Here is a 17,684-nt window from a genome sequence, read left to right as displayed (position 1 = left end):
ATAATGTTGTTTTGGATTTTATAACCTACTTTCCCTCTAAGTGTGAAAGATTGGTATAAAGAGACCTTGTTGATCTAGGAAGTCTGCCCTATTTTAAAAAACTTCTTATAAGCTCTATATCCTCTCTACTAGCTCCTGCCATGTCTGAGAATCTAGAGTTTAAAAAAGCAAAGCATGTTGTTTTCTTTAATTTGGTGATCTGCCTTTGCAGAGTGTAGAGCTTTTGTAGGCGATTAACACGAGGTATACACAAAACCAACCAACATTAAGGACATGTGCCTTAATCAGCCCAGCTAAAGCTAGGGTACCTTGCGGTGCGAGTGGGTAAGCTCATACCCTTAGAAATTATGGACATAATTGGTAAAAAAGACGATGTCGCGCCTGAAGGTGAAAGACTCCGATGATCCTGCACCACCGCGAACATCCCCGTTGTTTGTAAGATTTTTTGCCTTGTAGAATGGGATGTCGATCACGGGGACACGCACCCCCGCCTCTACTCCTATGTGCTTGCTGAAATTGGCACGAAATCCTAAATTGAAGCTAAATTGCACAAAGGTGGGGGCAAAGCTCGTTTTAGTGTCTTCTTGCTTTTGGGCAGATTGCGCATTTAAGCTTGCACAAGTGCGCGCACGATTACCATCATAAGTGAATGTGTCACAATTCGTGTTGTTATAGCCCTCCCCCAAAAGCCAACTGCTCCCTCCTAGCATCGCGCCCACAAACGCCCCAAATGTGCGTGGGTGCTTGTCGCTTTCATAGAAATTAAAAAGGGCATCGACCCCCGCTCCATAGAAAAAGTTGGTGGCTGAACCTATGGTGGGTGTAGCAGAGTTTTGGATAGATGGATTTTGGAACCAATGGTAATTGCCCGTCTGACCGCTGAACATGCCATAATAGCGTAAGCCAAAGCGCCTGATTTTGCCAAAGAATTGCTTGTATCCAAATTGCAAATCCCCTCCATAAAGATTGGCAGAAATAGGATATGAAGAGGTGCTCGTACCGGCCTGCATTACTGAATTGGATTTATCCGCCCCTGAAAAATAAGAATACTGAAACCCCGCCCCAATAAACATGCCATTTGTTTCCGCATGCAAGGCGTTTAAACCAAGAGAGAGAGAGCTTAAGGCGCTGAAACTAATAGAGCGTATTACCCATCGCTTGAAAATCATAAATCTCCTTAGATATCAAAAGTGCGAATTCTAACATGCTTGTGCGCTGGTTGTCAAACACCCCCACCCCAAAAACATCAATGTCTAAAAATTAAAGACATAGTTAGCAAAAATAGCGACATTGCGCCTAAAGGTGAAGGTTTCCTTAGAGCCTCCTTTACCAACTAGGGCATAGTGATCCTTCTTTCCTGCAACATTTGTTGCGCTGAAATAGGGGTCATCAATGGTAGGGACACGCACCCCCGCCTCAAAACCTTGGTGTTTTGTGAAATTCGCTCTTAAGCAAAAGTTAAGAATTAATTGTACAAAGGTAGGCATAAAAGTTGCCTTCGTGTTTCCATAGGCATAAAACGAGGGATCTTTGAGATCCTTTGCCCACTGCGCAAAATAACCATTCATCGAACGGCAAATACCATCGTTATTTGTCCATGGGCAGAAATTGCCCATGGTGGCTTTACCCATCAGCCACGAACTTCCTCCAAGCATTGCGCCCAAAAACAGCCCAAAGGTGCGCTGTTGGCTTTCATGGAAGTTGTAGAGGAAGTCTACACCCACTCCATAGAAGAGGTTAGCGGTGGGCTGGTTGATCACGGCATACCCATAGTCAATTAGACTTGTTGGTTTTGTTTGTGCAAATTCAAAAGTGCTATTGATTGCACTCGTGCTTCCGCCCTGTCCACTAAAGAAGCCATAGTAGCGCAAGCCAAAACGCTTTGTTTTGCCAAAAAATTGTTTATAGCCCGCTTGGATATCCGCCCCAAAGAGATTACCATTGTAGGTGTATGTATTGCTAATTGGGCTAGAGTCAACGCTGATCATTGTGTTCACTGCTGAGGCGTTGGAATACTGAAACCCGCCACCCAAAAAAACGCCATTTTCTTCTGCATGCAAGGAGGCTAGAGAAAAAAGTGTCGCGATGCTGAAGCCCAAAACATGCCTGTATCGTCTGCCATTTGAAACCATACTCATCCCTTCTTTAAGAAAATATCAGGCGATCCTGTGATGTTTGCAAAAAAGCGCTAAATCTAGGGGCGGTGTCCACAGCAAGAATAGCTAAAAACTCACCACATAGTTAATATAGGCAGCCACATCACGCCTTAAATTGATGGTAATTGAATCCCCCTTTTTAACCTCCCCTTTATCCGCATCTTTAGCCATCACAACCTTGAAATAGGGATCGTTGATGGTAGGGATCCGCACGCCCAACTCAAAGCCTTGATGTTTGCTCAAATTAGCCCTAAAGCCTAGATTGACCAAAACTTGCACAAAGGTGGGCGAGAAACTGGCTGTAAACCCCCATCGCTATCTTTGGACATGTTACGCGCTAATTGTTGGTAAACCTGATTCCCTGTGATACATGGTCCATTTAAGTTAGTTGCACATTTCCCGTCAGCAGTCCAGTAGCCCTTACCCATTTCCCATGTGCTCCCTCCCACCATCACGCCTGCAAACACCCCAAAATTACGCGCAGAGCCTTCATGGATAAAGTTGTATAACATATCTACCCCCACACCATAAAAATAATTGGTGGCGGGTTGCTTGTATTTTGTTTCAGTATTTGCCCCTTCAAAAGTGTCGATGTAGCTACCAATATACTTTCCGGCCTGTCCGCTGAAGAACCCATAATAGCGCAAGCCAAAGGATTTACGCCCCCCAAAGAATTGTTTATAACCCACTTGGGCATCGCCCCCATAGAGATTCCCAGAAGCATCTTGTGGTATAGATTTGCGCAACTCATTTAATAGATTTTGATTGGTGGTGCTTATGACTTGCTCAAAATAAGAATATTGAAATCCTGCTCCGATGAAAACGCCATTGTCTTCAGCCCCTAGAGGTGCTAAAGCAAAAAGCGCTGCAAAACTAAGACCTAAAAATGCACGGGTGTGCCTCTTGTGTAAAGGTGTCATGAAAACCTCTTCTAAAAATTTAGGGATTAGAAGCGGGATTTTATCAATATTTGCGCTTTTCTGTCAAGTCTATACGCATTTTATGTAAGAAGTTGAGAAATAGCATGGCGCAAAGCGAGCAAAGGTTCAGAGCTACAAGCAAGAGCTTTAAGGCAGAGACTGCTATATTCTTGGGGTAGGCGAGAGGGTAGAGCGCTCAGTCCTGCGTTGAGTTTAGATTCTTCTAAAAGAGCTTGGATTGTCTCTTGTTGAAGGCATTTTGTAAAAATGACCATGTTGAGATAGTGGGTGTAAGAATCAAACATGCACGGATTGGTTAAGTCCATGCAAGCAGGGTCTAAAATAGTGTTATCTATAAAAATTAGTTGAGAATCTTGGGGATTCTGATAAGTGATGTGCAGTGTGGAGTGGATCTTATGGAAGGCAAAGGCTTCCCCATGTGCGATCCGTCCTGCTGCCACAATTTCGCTGTAAAGTAACTCAGAATTGGGGTTTAAGATAATCTCTGTATGGTTTTTAAAATGCGCGTTGGCAAAAGGAATAATGGGCAGGGGGGAAAAATCTAGCAGAGCATTTTCCTCCACTACTACATGCGTTTCACGACTCGCATACCCATCTTCCGTATCAAAGATCTTTTCAAAACTTTGAGACGAGAGTTTCAGGCGACAACCCTTGCCTATCTCGATCTTAATATCCTGCGCATCGCCTTTGAGCATGCCCGGGCTCACGGCTAAAAGCATGATTTCACTAAGAGCATTGTCAGCATGGAAAGCGGGCATGAGTTTGAAGGGAGGGGTGAAGTAGTTATCTGCAATCACGCACCGCCCACGCGCCCCAATGGCTGTTCTTAAATAAAGTTTAGACGCTTGGGCGTAAGTAGTTTGGTGTCGCATCAGTCTTCTAAAAGCGCGTATTTTTTGATCCATGCGATCACAGCGTCTAAGCCTTCTTTAGAACGGATATTGGTGAACAAAAAGGGCTTATTAGGACGCATTTTTTTCGAATCCCTTTCCATCACGCCCAAATCCGCGCCCACATAGGGGGCTAGATCGATCTTGTTAATGATGAGCAGATCGGAGCGTGTGATACCCGGACCCCCTTTACGCGGGATTTTATCCCCCTCGGCTACATCGATCACAAAGATTGTAAAATCGGCTAATTCGGGGTTAAAGGTGGTGGAGAGATTATCGCCTCCACTCTCAATAAACATCAGTTCGATATCGGGGAATTTAGTGTGCAATTCCTCCACCGCCTCTAAATTCATCGACGCGTCTTCTCTAATAGCAGTGTGGGGGCAGCCTCCCGTTTCTACCCCGATAATTCTTTCTCTAGGCATCACCGAATTTTTACAGAGAAACTCGGCATCTTCTTTCGTGTAGATGTCATTGGTGATCACTCCGATGCTATATTCTTGACTCATTGCGCGCGTGAGCGCCTCGATCAACGCCGTTTTGCCACTACCCACAGGTCCGCAAACCCCTATTTTAACCATGATCAATCCTTTATATTGGTGGTGTTAAGACATGTAAAGTCTAGAATACAAATGCTCGTGCTGCATCGCTTTGATGTCGTTATGGATACTTGCCGCACAGAGATAAGAACGATCCAAGCCCTCCAAAGTTTGCAAAATTTCTCCAAAAGTCTTTTGTAGGGCTAATAAGATGCGTTGCCCGTCATTCTGAGCCAAAGGAATGGTCTTTACGCAGTTAATCACCGCGTTCGAGCTTTGGGCATAAAGATAGTGTTTTAAGCTAGCTTCTAAATCCAAATCCATGCACGCGCAAAAGACTCCGTAACTGGTGGCGTGCGTGGGCGTGGTGCTCGCTTGGGTGTAGGTATTAAAGAAAACATGGGGGGGGAGATCTAGTGCCATGAGGGTTTTTAAAAAACGACTCCCTAGCTTCTGATTAGCGCTACGCAATTCTAAGGGTGGAGTGGCTAAAGCGATGCGCTCTTCCATATCTAACAAGGGTTCTAGCGCGTTTTTTAAGCTATATTGATACGCTAACTTGAGGCTAAGCAAATCGCTGTAAAGAAATTGCGTACGCAAGAACGCTTGCATGTAAGCAAGGGCGCTTGCCTTATCAAAAACCTCTTTATGTTGGATATAGGTCTCTAGCCCAAAAGAATGAGTATAACTTCCGATGGGGAACATGGCATCGTTGATCTGAAGGAGAAGAAAATCTGCTTGCATATTTATCTTTTAATGATGACGAGCTGGCTGCTGTCTTGGAATTTCAAGGGTGCACTCAAACCAAGCGGATCGGCGTGGGGCGCGCTCACACTGATACGCCTAGAGCTGTCCAATTTGCTTTTTAAAACCTCATGGGGTGCCTCTAGTCTCTCAAAGAGAATCTTTAAGGGTTTTTCAAATGGGGTTTTAAAACTCAAATCTTGCTCACCATAGTAAAGAGAGGCGTGGCGATTGCCTACCTCATAACAAATTCTAGCCACCTGTGCGCAGTCGCGCGCATAGACACAAATCACTTCAGTAGGCAGAATATTCACGCTCACGATGCGTTGGGCATCTTCAAACAAAATATCGCCATCGCGCAAACCCATAACAGGGGGTTCATTCAGTTTCAGAGCGATCTCTAGCCCTGCACGCGATACCCAACGCCCCATCCTTTTTTGGGTGTCAAACCATTCTAGATCGATGTAGTCTAACTCTTTGGAGCTAGCGCGTCCATGCATATTGCCTAAGATGGTTTGCACGCGTATCATCTTATACCCAGTGTTGGATGAAGATAAGCCAAGCTGGAATCCACGCGGTAACAACACCCTCTACAATCGCAAGCCATGGCACGAAATTACCTAGCTTGATTTTTAACACTTCCTCAATCCAACCAGTGAGCCAGAGCACACCCCAAGCTAACCAAATGAATGCCCACCAATCACCTTCAGTGATTCCTAACATTTTATGATCGTCGAGCGCATCGCTATAGTGAGAAAGGATGGCAGCGGGGATGGTGTTGATAGTCACAAAAAGACAATACCACCCATAAGGACGCCAATCTAACTTGTAAACATTATTGATTGCTGCATACAAGTAGGTGAAGCCAAATAGCAACCCGGTAGCAGGACCATAGAAGTTAATCAGATGGTGGGACACTTGCGCCACATCTTCAGGACCTGTTACCAGAGGAGATGGATTGAACGCTGAATAGGTGATAGCAACGATGTTACAGATGATCGAAAGCCCACCTACAAAAAAGTTCATAACGGCCTTGCTCTTAGGGTCCACCCCGGCAAGCCCGCACACGCCGTTGCTGATCAACACGATCGCAACATACAACAACACGAGACCTAACATTACCATCCTTTTGGCAAAGATTTGAGAGTTTCAGTACGAGAAAACCCGAAAAAAAACCTCTCTTGAGTCCATTATAAACCAGCAAAGTAAATCAACGACCCCTCCAACACCCCCCCTTTTTCTTTGAAAACAAAACTCCCCCCACGAGCATTTTAGAATAGGTTGTAAAGCTGTGCTAAGCTCAATGTTTCAGCGGCTTTAGAAGTAACTTCCGTGCCATCCACCTTCACCTTATAGGTTTCAGGGTTGACATCGATATGTGCGGTAACATCGTTAAACTTGAGGTCTTTTTTGGTGATATTGCGGCAGTTTTTCACCGGCAACACAACCCTATCTAATCCTAGTTTTTCTTTGATTCCTGCGTCGTAAGCCGCTTGGGACACGAAAGTGATATTTGTATCAAATTTGTTTTTGCCATGGTGTCCAAACATTTCGCGGTAGTAAACGGGTTGTGGGGTAGGGATGGACGCGTTGGCATCGCCCATTTGGGAAAGTGCGATGAATCCGCCCTTAATGATCATATTGGGTTTAATCCCAAAGAATGCTGGACTCCAAAGCACTAGATCGGCGTATTTGCCCACTTCCACAGAGCCCACATAGTCAGAAATCCCATGCGCAATAGCGGGGTTGATGGTGTATTTAGCAAGGTAGCGTTTGATGCGGAAGTTGTCGTTATCGCCTTTTTCTTCTTTCAAGCGCCCAAATTCCTTTTTATTTTTGTCTGCAGTCTGCCAAGTGCGGGTAATCACTTCACCCACGCGCCCCATCGCTTGAGAGTCTGAGCTAGTGATAGAGAAAATTCCCATGTCATGCAAGACATCCTCTGCTGCGATTGTTTGGGGGCGGATGCGTGAATCGGCAAATTGCACATCTTCTTTGATGCTTTTATCCAAGTGGTGGCAAACCATCAACATGTCCATGTGCTCGGCTTCGGTGTTTTTGGTGAAAGGAATGGTAGGGTTGGTAGAAGCGGGCAGAATATTAAACTCACCTGCCATTTTAATCACATCTGGTGCGTGCCCGCCTCCAGCCCCTTCGGTATGGAAAGTGTGGATAGTGCGTCCAGCAATGGCTTCTAGAGTATCCTCTACACAGCCTGCTTCGTTGAGAGTGTCCGTGTGAATCGCCACTTGTACATCATATTCATCAGCGATATTAAGGCAGTGATGAATGGCTGCAGGTGTGCTACCCCAGTCTTCATGGATTTTAAAGCCAATTGCCCCTGCCTTGACTTGATCGACTAAAGAGGGTTCATAAGAAACATTCCCTTTAGCCAAAAAGCCCAGATTCATAGCATATTCCTCAGCCGCACGCAACATGCTTTTAAGGTTGTTGCGCCCGGGGGTGATAGTGGTCGCATTAGTACCATCAGCCGGTCCCGTTCCTCCACCAATCATGGTAGTGATTCCACTAGCGAAGGCAGTTGGAATTTGTTGGGGAGAAATAAAGTGAATGTGGGTATCAATCCCACCTGCCGTAACAATTAAGCCTTCTGCTGCGAGCGCTTCTGTGGCAGGTCCTACACAAAGGTTATTGTCTACGCCATCTTGCATATCCTTGTTGCCTGCTTTACCAATGCCTGCAATCTTGCCATCTTTAATCCCGATGTCGGCTTTATAAATGCCGGTATAATCCACAATTAGGGCGTTTGTGATCACCAAATCCAATTCATAGGAAGTTGGACTATTTGTCTGGCTCATCCCATCGCGGATTGTTTTTCCGCCCCCAAATTTGATTTCTTCACCATAGGTTGTATAATCATGTTCTACTTCCAAGATCAGGTTAGTGTCGCCCAGTCTAACACGATCCCCTGTGGTGGGACCATACATAGAAACATATTCTTTTCTAGAAATCTTTTTCATCGTTTTCTCCTCTTTGTTTACTTTTTAGTGCTGTCGCAACAGGATACAGAACCAAAACCCTTTTCTTTAGCACGCTTCAAGCCCAATTTTTTGCCATCAGCATCGGCTTGGCGATCCACAAGAGAGTTAAAGCCATAGACGCGTTTATTGCCCCCAATATCAATTAATTCAACACTTTTTTCTTCTCCGGGTTCAAAGCGTACAGCTGTTCCTGAAGCGATGTCTAAGCGCTTACCGAAAGCTTTTTCACGATCAAAATCTAAAAGTTTGTTAACTTCAAAGAAATGGAAGTGTGAACCCACCTGCACGGGGCGATCGCCTTTGTTTTTCACTTTTACGCTAATGGACTCTTTACCAGCGTTGATGGTGATATCTTCCTCTTTCAAGAAAACTTCACCCGGAGCTAGTTTGCCATTGTCCTCTACGGGAGTGTGGATGGTTACAAGCTTGGTTCCATCAGGGAAGTTAGCCTCAATTCCGACTTCATGGATCATACTCGCCACGCCATCCATCACATCCTCTTTTTTAAGCCAAGTCCTACCTTCTTGCATCAGATCCGCCACGGTTTTATTGCCATCGCGCGCCTTCTCCATTACACGCGCACTGATAAGTGCCACCGCCTCAGTGTAGTTGAGCTTCACGCCACGCGCCAAGCGTTCTTCTGCCAATCTACCCGCATAGTGAAGCATCAATTTATCTAGCTCTTTGGGGGTTAGTTTCATCCTAAACTCCTTGTTGAATTTCTATTGGTAGCCAAGCTATCAACAAGGCGGATTGTAGTCTAAAATTTTCTAATTTTTGTTAACATTTTTAAATAGCTAGATAATATTATTTATTTGATTTTTATCTTACAGATGGCGGAGAGAAAGGGATTCGAACCCTTGAAGGCTTGCACCTTACACGCGTTCCAGGCGTGCTCCTTCAACCGCTCGGACATCTCTCCTGGAGAAAAAGGCGCATTCTAGCACGATCTAGCTTAAGTACGCGTGAACCATTCTATGAAAATCACCCCATCTAGGCGCATTTGTAACGCTTGAGCGATCTCCTCTTGTGTGCTGATGGGTACAAGAATTTTAGCATCTAAGAGGTAATCATTAGCCACACTTTGAAAGTCTTGAGCATGCGCAGGAGCAATGATATAAGTAGGGGTGAAATTGATCATCAGAGCAAGATCGTAAGTGTTAGACACGACCACCGCATATTTAACACGCTCTGTAGAGCAATGTTGAGCAAGATCACAAGCATTTTCTAGGTGAGCATAGAAATACACGATTGTATCGTTAGTGCTTTGGGCAATTTGGGCTATTTCATTAACGGATTTAAAAGCAGGGCATGGGATTTTAGGATGACCAAAGATAAGCATTAATTTCCTTTTTGCAAACAATGTTGGCTACAAAAAACGCGTCCTTGAGAAAAAATGGCTTCCTTGCTGGTGATGTAGGTTTTACAATGCGCGCATTCTAGCAAGTTTTCCACAGAAGAAGAGTTATTAGAGAGAGACTTAGATGTAAGCCGTTTGCGCAAAATCCATACAATCCAGCCAACAATAATTAAGGCAATCAAAATGCGCATGCGCTCTCCTTTTGTCTATAAAAATACACCCGTTTACCATAGCAAAAACGCTCTTTAGGCAGGCATACAATCTCTTGGTCTAGAGAGCTCCCTTTATAGAAGAGAAAATACCCCCCTAACTCCAAAAAAGGCGTGCTCAGCGCAATTAACTCTCGCGTGCTCATTAATGCTCTAGAAGTGATGAGTTGCACGCGTACAGGGGGTAATTCTTGGATACGCACGCGCTTGAGGATCACATTGTCTAGCCCCAATACCACTTTCACATGGTGTAAAAACGCTATTTTTTTTGCATTGGGCTCTACGAGAATAAAATGCGTATGAGGGCAATGAATCGCGAGAGGAATGGCAGGGAAACCCGCTCCGCTACCTATGTCCAAACAGCTCTTGAAGGGCTGAATAAACTCTAGCACCTGCACACTATCGACAATTTGGGCATGGGCTTGGGATAAATTTTTTACTCCACTTAGGGCGTGCGTTTGGTTCCACTCTAGCAAGAGTGTGCCAAATTGATCCAATTGCGCTTGTATTTTCATAAAATAAGCATCCCATCGCCATAAGAATAAAAGCGATACTTGTGTTCTATGGCTGTCTTATAGAGCTCTAAGCACTTTTGCAAACCTACCATAGAAGCTACTAGCATGATCAGAGTTGATTTAGGCAGGTGAAAATTTGTGAGCAAGGCTTGAGAGTGGGCGACGGGGTTGCCCGGGTGCAAAAAGAGATTGCAGGGTTTAAGGGCATTACCGCGCTTATAATGCTCCACACCCCTAAGGGCAGTCGTGCCCACACATAGAATATAGGGTGCGTGATCTAGGGCATGCTGTGTGTCTTTAGGGATAAACAACGCTTCAGAGTGCATAGTATGTTCTCTAATATCTGCGCACTCGACCCCCACAAAAGTACCCGCCCCTACATGTAGGGTTAAAAAAGCATGGGCAAAATGGGTTAAAAGGTGCTCTTTGGCGCACTCTGAGAAATGCAGTGAGGCAGTAGGTGCAGCGATAGCTCCGGGGTGCTTGGCAAAGACACTTTGATAAGTTTGTGTGTCTGTGAGGGTGTCGGGGCGCTTGAGATAGGGGGGGATGGGCATATGCCCTAGAAGCTCAAGCATGGTTAGCACCCCCTCCCAATTTAGAGGGTGTTGGTGATGATAAAAACACACTTTGCGCAAATTAGAGGGAGGGGTGAGCACTTCACAAGAATACCCCTGCTCTAATTCGATCATCCCCCCTTTAGAGATACGCCCTTTGATTTGGGCGTTGAAGTGGTGGAGATTATGGGGATTGTGGATCAATAATTCTATCTTACCCCCGCTTGCCTTGCGCCCATATAGGCGTGCCTTGATCACTTTGGTATCATTGAGCACTACAAGCGCATTCTTGGGAAAGAAGTCAAAGACATGGGCAAAATGGCTATGCGTGATGCGCCCACTACTACGATCATAGACCAGTAATTTAGCTTGTTCTTGGGGTAAAAGGGGGGTAGAAGCGATACGCTCGGGAGGCAAATCGTAATGGTAACTTGACAACAAAAACTCTTGAGGAATGCTAGGCATCATAGGAATCTTCTTTGGAAGCAGGATTAACCCATTTGGCAATCAGGATGGAGAGTCCATATAAGCCTATCAAAGGCAAAGCCATGCAGATCTGACTCATGACATCTGGAGGAGTGATAATAGCAGCGATGATAAAGATAATCACGATGGCGTATTTAAAATAACCCTTGAGAGTTGCATCTGTGATCAAGCCCACCTTTGCTAAAAAGAAAGCCAAAACAGGCAACTCAAAAGCCACCCCAAAGCCTAAAATGAGTCGTGTAAAGAAACTCACATAACTAGAAGCCGAGATATTGGCTTCAAAAACCGCACTCCCAAAGTTAGCTAAATAATGAATCACAAAAGGAAAAACAACATAATAGGCAAAACACGCCCCTATTACAAACATCGTTGTTCCAAAGAAAACAAAGGGTAGAGCCATCTTTTTTTCATGCTTGTAGAGCCCGGGGGAAATAAAAAGCCAAAGTTGCCAAAAGATGACCGGAGTTGCTATAACTAAGGAAGCCAAAAAGCTTACCTTAATGGCAACCATAATCCCTTCTATAGGTGAAATTTGGATCAGCTTGCCCGCATAGGAGGCTCTGATCCACGCGAAGATATGATCCCAAAAGTTAAAGCAAAGAGCAAACGCCCCAACCAACACAGCAATACAGATAAGTAAGCGCTTGCGCAACTCCTCAAGATGAGGTTTTAAGTCTTCAAACATCGAGTTTCTTCGGAGGTGTTTTTTCTAAGCTAACCTTAGGGCGCGGAAGTTCATCAGACTGATCGGCTTGTACCTCTGCAGAAAGCGCATCTAAGGGATTAGCATGGGCAATGCTCGTTCTAAGATCGTCTTGCACCTGCTGAAGATCTTTTAGTTCTTTGTTAAAAGTAGATTCTATCTTGTGTTGTCCCTCATCAAAGAGTTTTTTATACTCTAAGCTCTCTTGCTTCAAACTTTCTATGTGCAACTCTTGATCTAAAGTCTCTTTGGCATCATTGAGCGTTTTTTTTACCGCTTTAAAAAAGCGCGCCAAGTCCACCATAGCTTGAGGAAACTTTTCTGGTCCTAAAAAGATGATGGCAATGACCAAGATCACTACCAATTCAAAAAAACCTATTCCAAACATGCTCCACATTATAGCTTGCTAGTCTTAATGTTTTAGTAAGTTAATTTCTACTATAATGGGGCGTTTTACTATTTCTTGTGGTTTAGTATCTCGCTATCTCTACGCAGGATTGTCTATGGAAAAGCCCAATAAAACCCCCAAAAATTCCCCAAAGTTTACTTTTCAAGAAGAGCTTGAGTCAATCTTCAAGGAGGCAGACAAGAATATTTCTTACGAGCGCCTTTTAGATGTGTTTCAAAAGATTCCTACACCTTCTCAAGTTAAAAAAATCAAAGAGCTTGCACTCAAATATGACAAGTGTTTTGTGCATTCTTCTGAATGTGCCCTAACTTCGCTTTCTATGGATCGCAAGGTGCCACGCAAGAAGTCTAAGGCGCTTGAGGAAGATACAGATGACAATCTAGACTTTATCAAGGAAAAAGAGCTTACGGAATGGTCTAGGAGCGATAGCCCTGTGCGCATGTATTTGCGCGAAATGGGTGAAATTCCCTTACTCAGCAAAGAGGAGGAGGTGGAGCTAAGCAAGCAGATCAAATTGGGGGAAAATATCATTTTAGATGCGATCTGCTCTGTGCCCTATCTGATTGATTTTATCTACAATTACAAAGATGCGTTGATCAACAGGGAGAGACGTGTTAAAGAGCTTTTTAGAAACTTTGATGATGATGAAGCAGGGACAAAAAAAGAAGAGGAAAATGAGTTAGAAGACGACGATGAAGACACTATCGAGGTGAAGAAAAATCTTTCCGAGAAAGATCGCAAGCGGGTTGAAAAGGTGATTGAGAGTTTCAAAGCCTTAGACAAAGCCAAAAAGGATTGGCTCAAAACCTTAAATACCCCAGCACAGGGGGATGAGCTGATTCATGCGCTCACTCTAGCTTATAAACGACGGGCGCTCAAAGAGAGACTCTATGATCTAGGACCTACAAGTAAACTTATCGGTGAATTAGTTAAGGCTATGGAAACTTCACTCAAGAGTGGCGATGGATTTGAGAAAGAATTAAAACGCCTAGAATACAAGCTCTCTTTGTTTAATGAGGCTCTGATCGAGAACCATAAGAATATTTTGAAAAATATTACTAATATGGGCAAGGGAGAGATCGCTAGCATGGTGCCTGAAGCGACTATGATCAGCATTTATATGGAGATCAAAAAGCTCTTTCAGACTAAAGAAGCTGGCGAAGACGGCTTTGATTTAGAACCCGGCAAGCTCAAAGAAATTTTGGAGCAAATCAAACGTGGCAAGCTCATTTCTGATAAGGCTAAGAATAAGATGGCGCGCTCTAACTTGCGCTTGGTAGTGAGCATCGCTAAGCGTTATACCTCGCGCGGATTGCCCTTTTTGGACTTGATTCAAGAGGGTAACATCGGACTAATGAAAGCAGTTGATAAATTTGAGCACGAGAAAAATTACCGCTTTTCTACTTACGCCACTTGGTGGATTAAACAGGCGATCAGCCGCGCTATTGCCGATCAAGCCCGCACGATCCGTATCCCTATCCACATGATTGATACCATCAACCGCATTAATAAGGTGATGCGTAAGTATATGCAAGAGAATGGTAAAGAACCTGACCTAGATTTAGTCGCCAAAGAAGTAGGGTTGCCCCTAGATAAGGTTAAAAATGTTATCAAGATCACAAAAGAGCCTATCAGTTTGGAGTCTCCTGTGGGCAATGATGATGATGGTAAATTTGGCGACTTTGTAGAAAATGATAAAGTCGTGGGTTCAATGGATCACATCATGCGTGAGGACTTGAAAGCTCAAATTGATGGGGTGCTCGATCAGCTCAACGAACGCGAGAAATCTGTAATCCGTATGCGCTTTGGTTTGCTTGAAGATGAGAGCGATCGCACTTTGGAGGAGATTGGCAAGGAGCTTAATGTAACAAGAGAGCGCGTGCGCCAGATTGAAAGTAGTGCGATCAAGAAGTTGCGCTCTCCCCAGTATGGACGCTTACTTAGAAGCTATTTGCGTATATGAAATCCACAGCTCCCAAAAGTCTTTTGTTTTTGTGCTTGGGCAATATCTGTCGTTCTATGTTGGCTAGAGGAATTGCCCAACACACTATAGAGAAACGACACTTAGATTTGAGCGTAGATGGAGCGGGAATTTCGGCTTTTCATCAGGGCGAACCTGCTCATCCTCCCATCATCAAGCTAGCTCGACAACATGGAATCGATATTGCCCATTTTACAAGTAAGCCCATTACTCAAGCCTTAGCCGATCGCTTTGACTGGGTTGTCGCGATGGATTGTAGCAATTTGCAAGCTTTGAGAGGATTAGGTATCACTCACCCCCATGTTTACAAATTGGGCGATTTCGGTTTAAGAGGAGCGGATATTCCTGATCCCTATACATTCACCCGCGCGCAAGATCTAGAAAGAGTGTATCTGATGATTGAGCGAGGCGTGGAAGAGTTACTAACACGCTGCCATGTTTAGAGTTGTTATTGCATTTTTATGTCTATGTGTTGTTGCGTTCGCTGAAGAAGCACCTCTTCGCGATCTAATTAAACTCCCTCAAGAGGCTACCTACTATCTACCCAAGCGTGCTTTGCCTGCTCCCCCTCCTGAGAAACTCAAATCAGCTTACTTGCAACGCTGGTATGCCCCATGGACGCAGCCACAAGCTGATCAGGATCGGCGCAAAATATTCTGGGCGCTAGACACCTTTTCAAGCCCCGGCTATGCTAGAGATGGAAAACCCAACGATCCCCAAGAAATACAAAGAATTTATCAGAGTATGGACACAGCCAATTATCCCAGTGTGGCGATCAGAGCAGTAGTTCTTACTGATACCAATGTGCGCGCCGTGCCTACAGATAAACCTTATTACCGCACTAAAGACGATTACCCCTTTGATCAGTGGCAAAATTCCATGATTTTTGCGGGTACGCCTGTACTTATCACCCATTACAACACAACAAAAACCTATGCGCATATCCAAAGCAGTTTTATTTTTGGTTGGGTGCGTATAGAAGATATAGCTCCAGTCCGTGCAGAAACAATTTATAAGATTCTAGAGCTTAAAGATTACCTTACTCCACTGCAAGATAAAGTTCCTTTGTACGATAAGCGCTATACTTACTTAGATAATGCACACATGGGAGAAATTTTCCCCCGTGTTCCCCACACCTCCAAACAGGTTTACATCTACAGCAAAGACTCGCAAGGTTTTGCCAAGCCAATGCCTATTACAATCAACCTTAAAGATTTTACCTCTTTTCCACGCCCCTTAACTCCTCAAGTTATGGCAGCTGTAATTGACACGATGTTGGGACAGAAATATGGTTGGGGGGGTGTGGAGCAAAAACGTGATTGTTCAGCTTTTACGCGCGATAGTTTTGCTAGTTTTGGTATTTTCTTACCTAGAAATTCCTTTGCGCAGGTACAATATGCCAATAATGCAATCGACCTAAGCCGCATGTCCGCACATAAAAAGGAAGCCTACATTATCAAACATGCTACTCCGTTTGCCACGATTTTATGGCTTAAGGGACATATCATGCTCTACTTGGGCGTGCACCACAAAAGAGTCATTGTAGCGCATAATATATGGTCTGTCTCCGTCGATAAATCCAATAAGAGAAATATCTACAATATTGAAAAAGCCGTGATCACCACTCTAAAATTGGGCAAGGAACATAAGAAGCTCTTTGCACAATCCAATCTTTTGATCGATCGCGTGGGGGCAATGTCGGATCTCTACGACTATAGCTTAAAGTTGGTGGCACATTGATTATGCTACAATCCGCTTTTTTAACTCAAGTAAAGGAAATTACATGAAGCGTGATTTTGATGTGGTGATCATCGGAGGCGGAGTCTCCGGTTGCGCCTTGCTTTGGACTTTAAGCCAATACACCGACTTAAAAAAAATTGCCCTTGTAGAGCGAGAGCGCGATGTGGCTAGAGTAAGTTCCAATGCTAAAGCTAACTCTCAAACCATTCATGACGGGGCAATCGAAACTAATTATACTGCACAAAAAGCTAAGAAAGTCAAGCTAGCTGCTGAGAAAATTCGCCGTTATGCCTTTAACAAAAATCTACAAAATAAAGTCATCTTTGAGATGCAGAAAATGGCAATTGGAGTAGGGGATAAAGAATGCGCTTTTATTACTAAAAGGCATGAAGAATTTCAAGAAATTTACCCCGGACTTACTTTCTTTGACAAAGCCAAAATTAAGCAAATTGAACCGATGGTTATTGCCGAACAACATGGCTTAGATCGCCCTGAAAATGTCGTAGGAAGTGGCTTTGAGAACTATTGGTGTGGCATGAATTTTGAGCTTTTAAGTAAGAATTTTGTACAAGAAGCGATGGCGCTCAACCCTGAAAACCATGCCTTTTTTCATTTTAAGGTCAGCAAGATTGAGCGTTGCCTAGATGAGTGGGCTGTGGTTTCTACAGAGGGCGATGAGATCTATGGAAAATTTGTGCTTGTAGATGCAGGATCGTATTCTCTACCTCTAGCCCAATCTATGGGTTATGGTTTAGATTTAGGATGTTTGCCTGTGGCGGGAAGTTTTTATTTTGTACCTAATTTGTTGCGGGGTAAGGTTTATACCGTACAGAATCCGAAATTACCCTTTGCCGCCCTGCATGGCGACCCAGATGTATGGATCAAGGGCAAAACCCGCTTGGGTCCTACGGCGTTGGCAATGCCCAAGTTGGAACGCCATAAGTGCTTACTCAAGGGGATCAGTTGGGAACTATTCAAAATGGATTTCAATATGGATGTGATGGGCATCGTTTTTGATCTCTTTACTGAAAGGGACATTAGGAATTATGTCTTTAAAAACATAGTCTTTGAGCTTCCCTACATCGGCAAGCGTAAGTTTTTGCACGACGCACGTAAAATCATCCCCTCACTTACACTGAGCGATCTACAATACGCGGCCGGATTTGGTGAAGTGCGCCCGCAAGTCTTGGATCGTACTAAGAAAAAGCTAGAATTAGGTGAACGCAAGATTATTACACATCAAGGTATCACTTTTAACATGACTCCCTCCCCAGGTGCAACTAGTTGTTTAGAAAATGCCCTTGTGGATGCTAAAGAGATCACACAATATTTGGGTGCACATTTGGATATAGAGCGCTTCTATGAGGAGCTCTCGCCTGAAGAGTTAAAGATGTCCTAAGTTTTATAGTGTGGGCATAATAGCCCACTTGAACCCCCCACCATCGCCCCATG

Annotated in this window: 21 protein-coding genes and 1 tRNA gene; 4 read left to right on the top strand and 18 right to left on the bottom strand. The window is 44.2% G+C overall.

Features of this window, described 5'->3' with window-relative positions; all coding sequences use genetic code 11:
* Nucleotides 1-338 precede the first annotated feature (338 nt).
* From C6G87_RS06250 to tatB, 18 genes are all read right to left on the bottom strand, one after another.
* Entirely contained in the window at nucleotides 339-1,169 is an 831-nt protein-coding gene (locus tag C6G87_RS06250; RefSeq protein ID WP_104752663.1) for an outer membrane protein, read from the bottom strand.
* A gap of 84 nt (nucleotides 1,170-1,253) precedes the next feature.
* Nucleotides 1,254-2,132, bottom strand: coding sequence for an outer membrane protein (locus C6G87_RS06245; protein WP_104752662.1), 879 nt, complete (start codon nucleotides 2,130-2,132; stop codon nucleotides 1,254-1,256).
* Between the two features lie 90 nt (nucleotides 2,133-2,222).
* Nucleotides 2,223-2,399: an outer membrane beta-barrel protein gene (locus C6G87_RS08990; RefSeq protein ID WP_267892698.1), complete on the bottom strand. Its 177-nt coding sequence runs from the start codon at nucleotides 2,397-2,399 to the stop codon at nucleotides 2,223-2,225.
* 14 nt (nucleotides 2,400-2,413) lie between these two features.
* On the bottom strand, nucleotides 2,414-3,076 hold the full coding sequence (locus C6G87_RS06240; protein ID WP_267892697.1) for an outer membrane beta-barrel protein: 663 nt from the start codon (nucleotides 3,074-3,076) through the stop codon (nucleotides 2,414-2,416).
* An 80-nt stretch (nucleotides 3,077-3,156) separates the two neighbouring features.
* Nucleotides 3,157-3,969, bottom strand: coding sequence for an urease accessory protein UreD (locus tag C6G87_RS06235; RefSeq protein ID WP_104752661.1), 813 nt, complete (start codon nucleotides 3,967-3,969; stop codon nucleotides 3,157-3,159).
* Nucleotides 3,969-4,568 (bottom strand): urease accessory protein UreG, encoded by a 600-nt coding sequence (gene ureG, locus C6G87_RS06230; protein WP_104752660.1) that lies wholly within the window; start codon nucleotides 4,566-4,568, stop codon nucleotides 3,969-3,971. Before ureG ends, C6G87_RS06235 begins: the two co-directional genes overlap by 1 nt.
* A 24-nt stretch (nucleotides 4,569-4,592) precedes the next feature.
* On the bottom strand, nucleotides 4,593-5,270 hold the full coding sequence (locus C6G87_RS06225) for an urease accessory protein UreF (protein WP_104752659.1): 678 nt from the start codon (nucleotides 5,268-5,270) through the stop codon (nucleotides 4,593-4,595).
* A gap of 2 nt (nucleotides 5,271-5,272) precedes the next feature.
* Nucleotides 5,273-5,800, bottom strand: a complete 528-nt coding sequence (locus C6G87_RS06220; protein WP_199767654.1) for an urease accessory protein UreE — start codon at nucleotides 5,798-5,800, stop codon at nucleotides 5,273-5,275.
* Nucleotide 5,801: 1 nt separating this feature from the next.
* On the bottom strand, nucleotides 5,802-6,389 hold the full coding sequence (locus tag C6G87_RS06215; RefSeq protein ID WP_104752658.1) for an AmiS/UreI family transporter: 588 nt from the start codon (nucleotides 6,387-6,389) through the stop codon (nucleotides 5,802-5,804).
* Between the two features lie 152 nt (nucleotides 6,390-6,541).
* Nucleotides 6,542-8,251 carry an urease subunit beta gene (ureB, locus tag C6G87_RS06210; protein WP_104752657.1) on the bottom strand — a complete coding sequence of 570 codons (1,710 nt, stop codon included), beginning with the start codon at nucleotides 8,249-8,251 and terminating at the stop codon, nucleotides 6,542-6,544.
* Between the two features lie 17 nt (nucleotides 8,252-8,268).
* The gene (gene ureA, locus C6G87_RS06205) at nucleotides 8,269-8,973 is read right to left on the bottom strand and encodes an urease subunit alpha (protein ID WP_104752656.1); all 705 of its coding nucleotides are present in this window, start codon (nucleotides 8,971-8,973) and stop codon (nucleotides 8,269-8,271) included.
* 133 nt (nucleotides 8,974-9,106) lie between these two features.
* Nucleotides 9,107-9,194: transfer RNA gene (locus tag C6G87_RS06200), tRNA-Ser, on the bottom strand.
* A gap of 33 nt (nucleotides 9,195-9,227) precedes the next feature.
* Nucleotides 9,228-9,614, bottom strand: a complete 387-nt coding sequence (locus C6G87_RS06195; RefSeq protein WP_104752655.1) for a hypothetical protein — start codon at nucleotides 9,612-9,614, stop codon at nucleotides 9,228-9,230.
* Nucleotides 9,614-9,823: a PP0621 family protein gene (locus tag C6G87_RS06190; RefSeq protein WP_104752654.1), complete on the bottom strand. Its 210-nt coding sequence runs from the start codon at nucleotides 9,821-9,823 to the stop codon at nucleotides 9,614-9,616. Before C6G87_RS06190 ends, C6G87_RS06195 begins: the two co-directional genes overlap by 1 nt.
* Nucleotides 9,811-10,350: a 16S rRNA (guanine(527)-N(7))-methyltransferase RsmG gene (gene rsmG / locus C6G87_RS06185; protein ID WP_382262716.1), complete on the bottom strand. Its 540-nt coding sequence runs from the start codon at nucleotides 10,348-10,350 to the stop codon at nucleotides 9,811-9,813. Before rsmG ends, C6G87_RS06190 begins: the two co-directional genes overlap by 13 nt.
* A 2-nt stretch (nucleotides 10,351-10,352) precedes the next feature.
* Nucleotides 10,353-11,378 (bottom strand): tRNA preQ1(34) S-adenosylmethionine ribosyltransferase-isomerase QueA, encoded by a 1,026-nt coding sequence (gene queA, locus C6G87_RS06180; RefSeq protein WP_104752664.1) that lies wholly within the window; start codon nucleotides 11,376-11,378, stop codon nucleotides 10,353-10,355.
* Entirely contained in the window at nucleotides 11,371-12,084 is a 714-nt protein-coding gene (gene tatC, locus C6G87_RS06175) for a twin-arginine translocase subunit TatC (protein WP_104752652.1), read from the bottom strand. The genes queA and tatC overlap by 8 nt, the downstream gene beginning before the upstream one ends.
* On the bottom strand, nucleotides 12,077-12,490 hold the full coding sequence (gene tatB / locus C6G87_RS06170) for a Sec-independent protein translocase protein TatB (RefSeq protein WP_104752665.1): 414 nt from the start codon (nucleotides 12,488-12,490) through the stop codon (nucleotides 12,077-12,079). Before tatB ends, tatC begins: the two co-directional genes overlap by 8 nt.
* 115 nt (nucleotides 12,491-12,605) lie before the next feature.
* Here tatB and rpoD point away from each other — a divergent pair, with 115 nt between their 5' ends.
* From rpoD to C6G87_RS06150, 4 genes are read left to right on the top strand one after another with little or no spacing between them, the layout of a single operon-like run.
* Nucleotides 12,606-14,474: an RNA polymerase sigma factor RpoD gene (rpoD, locus tag C6G87_RS06165; RefSeq protein ID WP_104752651.1), complete on the top strand. Its 1,869-nt coding sequence runs from the start codon at nucleotides 12,606-12,608 to the stop codon at nucleotides 14,472-14,474.
* Nucleotides 14,471-14,935, top strand: coding sequence for a low molecular weight protein-tyrosine-phosphatase (locus C6G87_RS06160; protein ID WP_104752650.1), 465 nt, complete (start codon nucleotides 14,471-14,473; stop codon nucleotides 14,933-14,935). Before rpoD ends, C6G87_RS06160 begins: the two co-directional genes overlap by 4 nt.
* Nucleotides 14,928-16,232, top strand: a complete 1,305-nt coding sequence (locus C6G87_RS06155) for an SH3 domain-containing C40 family peptidase (RefSeq protein WP_104752649.1) — start codon at nucleotides 14,928-14,930, stop codon at nucleotides 16,230-16,232. Before C6G87_RS06160 ends, C6G87_RS06155 begins: the two co-directional genes overlap by 8 nt.
* A gap of 43 nt (nucleotides 16,233-16,275) precedes the next feature.
* Nucleotides 16,276-17,631: an FAD-dependent oxidoreductase gene (locus C6G87_RS06150; protein WP_104752648.1), complete on the top strand. Its 1,356-nt coding sequence runs from the start codon at nucleotides 16,276-16,278 to the stop codon at nucleotides 17,629-17,631.
* Nucleotides 17,632-17,684 lie beyond the last annotated feature (53 nt).

It is taken from the genome of Helicobacter baculiformis (assembly GCF_900197685.1).
In the GTDB taxonomy this organism is placed as follows: Bacteria; Campylobacterota; Campylobacteria; order Campylobacterales; family Helicobacteraceae; genus Helicobacter; species Helicobacter baculiformis.
Note: the sequence above shows the minus strand (reverse complement) of the source record. Positions and strands in the feature narration are given on the sequence as shown.

Bases quoted from the DNA above. Each gene is read 5' to 3' on its own strand.
- C6G87_RS06250 (WP_104752663.1), bottom strand. From the start codon at position 1,169: ATGATTTTCAAGCGATGGGTAATACGCTCTATTAGTTTCAGCGCCTTA.
- C6G87_RS06245 (WP_104752662.1), bottom strand. From the start codon at position 2,132: ATGGTTTCAAATGGCAGACGATACAGGCATGTTTTGGGCTTCAGCATC.
- C6G87_RS06240 (WP_267892697.1), bottom strand. From the start codon at position 3,076: ATGACACCTTTACACAAGAGGCACACCCGTGCATTTTTAGGTCTTAGT.
- C6G87_RS06235 (WP_104752661.1), bottom strand. From the start codon at position 3,969: ATGCGACACCAAACTACTTACGCCCAAGCGTCTAAACTTTATTTAAGA.
- ureG (WP_104752660.1), bottom strand. From the start codon at position 4,568: ATGGTTAAAATAGGGGTTTGCGGACCTGTGGGTAGTGGCAAAACGGCG.
- C6G87_RS06225 (WP_104752659.1), bottom strand. From the start codon at position 5,270: ATGCAAGCAGATTTTCTTCTCCTTCAGATCAACGATGCCATGTTCCCC.
- C6G87_RS06220 (WP_199767654.1), bottom strand. From the start codon at position 5,800: ATGATACGCGTGCAAACCATCTTAGGCAATATGCATGGACGCGCTAGC.
- C6G87_RS06215 (WP_104752658.1), bottom strand. From the start codon at position 6,389: ATGTTAGGTCTCGTGTTGTTGTATGTTGCGATCGTGTTGATCAGCAAC.
- ureB (WP_104752657.1), bottom strand. From the start codon at position 8,251: ATGAAAAAGATTTCTAGAAAAGAATATGTTTCTATGTATGGTCCCACC.
- ureA (WP_104752656.1), bottom strand. From the start codon at position 8,973: ATGAAACTAACCCCCAAAGAGCTAGATAAATTGATGCTTCACTATGCG.
- C6G87_RS06195 (WP_104752655.1), bottom strand. From the start codon at position 9,614: ATGCTTATCTTTGGTCATCCTAAAATCCCATGCCCTGCTTTTAAATCC.
- C6G87_RS06190 (WP_104752654.1), bottom strand. From the start codon at position 9,823: ATGCGCATTTTGATTGCCTTAATTATTGTTGGCTGGATTGTATGGATT.
- queA (WP_104752664.1), bottom strand. From the start codon at position 11,378: ATGCCTAGCATTCCTCAAGAGTTTTTGTTGTCAAGTTACCATTACGAT.
- tatC (WP_104752652.1), bottom strand. From the start codon at position 12,084: ATGTTTGAAGACTTAAAACCTCATCTTGAGGAGTTGCGCAAGCGCTTA.
- tatB (WP_104752665.1), bottom strand. From the start codon at position 12,490: ATGTTTGGAATAGGTTTTTTTGAATTGGTAGTGATCTTGGTCATTGCC.
- rpoD (WP_104752651.1), top strand. From the start codon at position 12,606: ATGGAAAAGCCCAATAAAACCCCCAAAAATTCCCCAAAGTTTACTTTT.
- C6G87_RS06160 (WP_104752650.1), top strand. From the start codon at position 14,471: ATGAAATCCACAGCTCCCAAAAGTCTTTTGTTTTTGTGCTTGGGCAAT.
- C6G87_RS06155 (WP_104752649.1), top strand. From the start codon at position 14,928: ATGTTTAGAGTTGTTATTGCATTTTTATGTCTATGTGTTGTTGCGTTC.
- C6G87_RS06150 (WP_104752648.1), top strand. From the start codon at position 16,276: ATGAAGCGTGATTTTGATGTGGTGATCATCGGAGGCGGAGTCTCCGGT.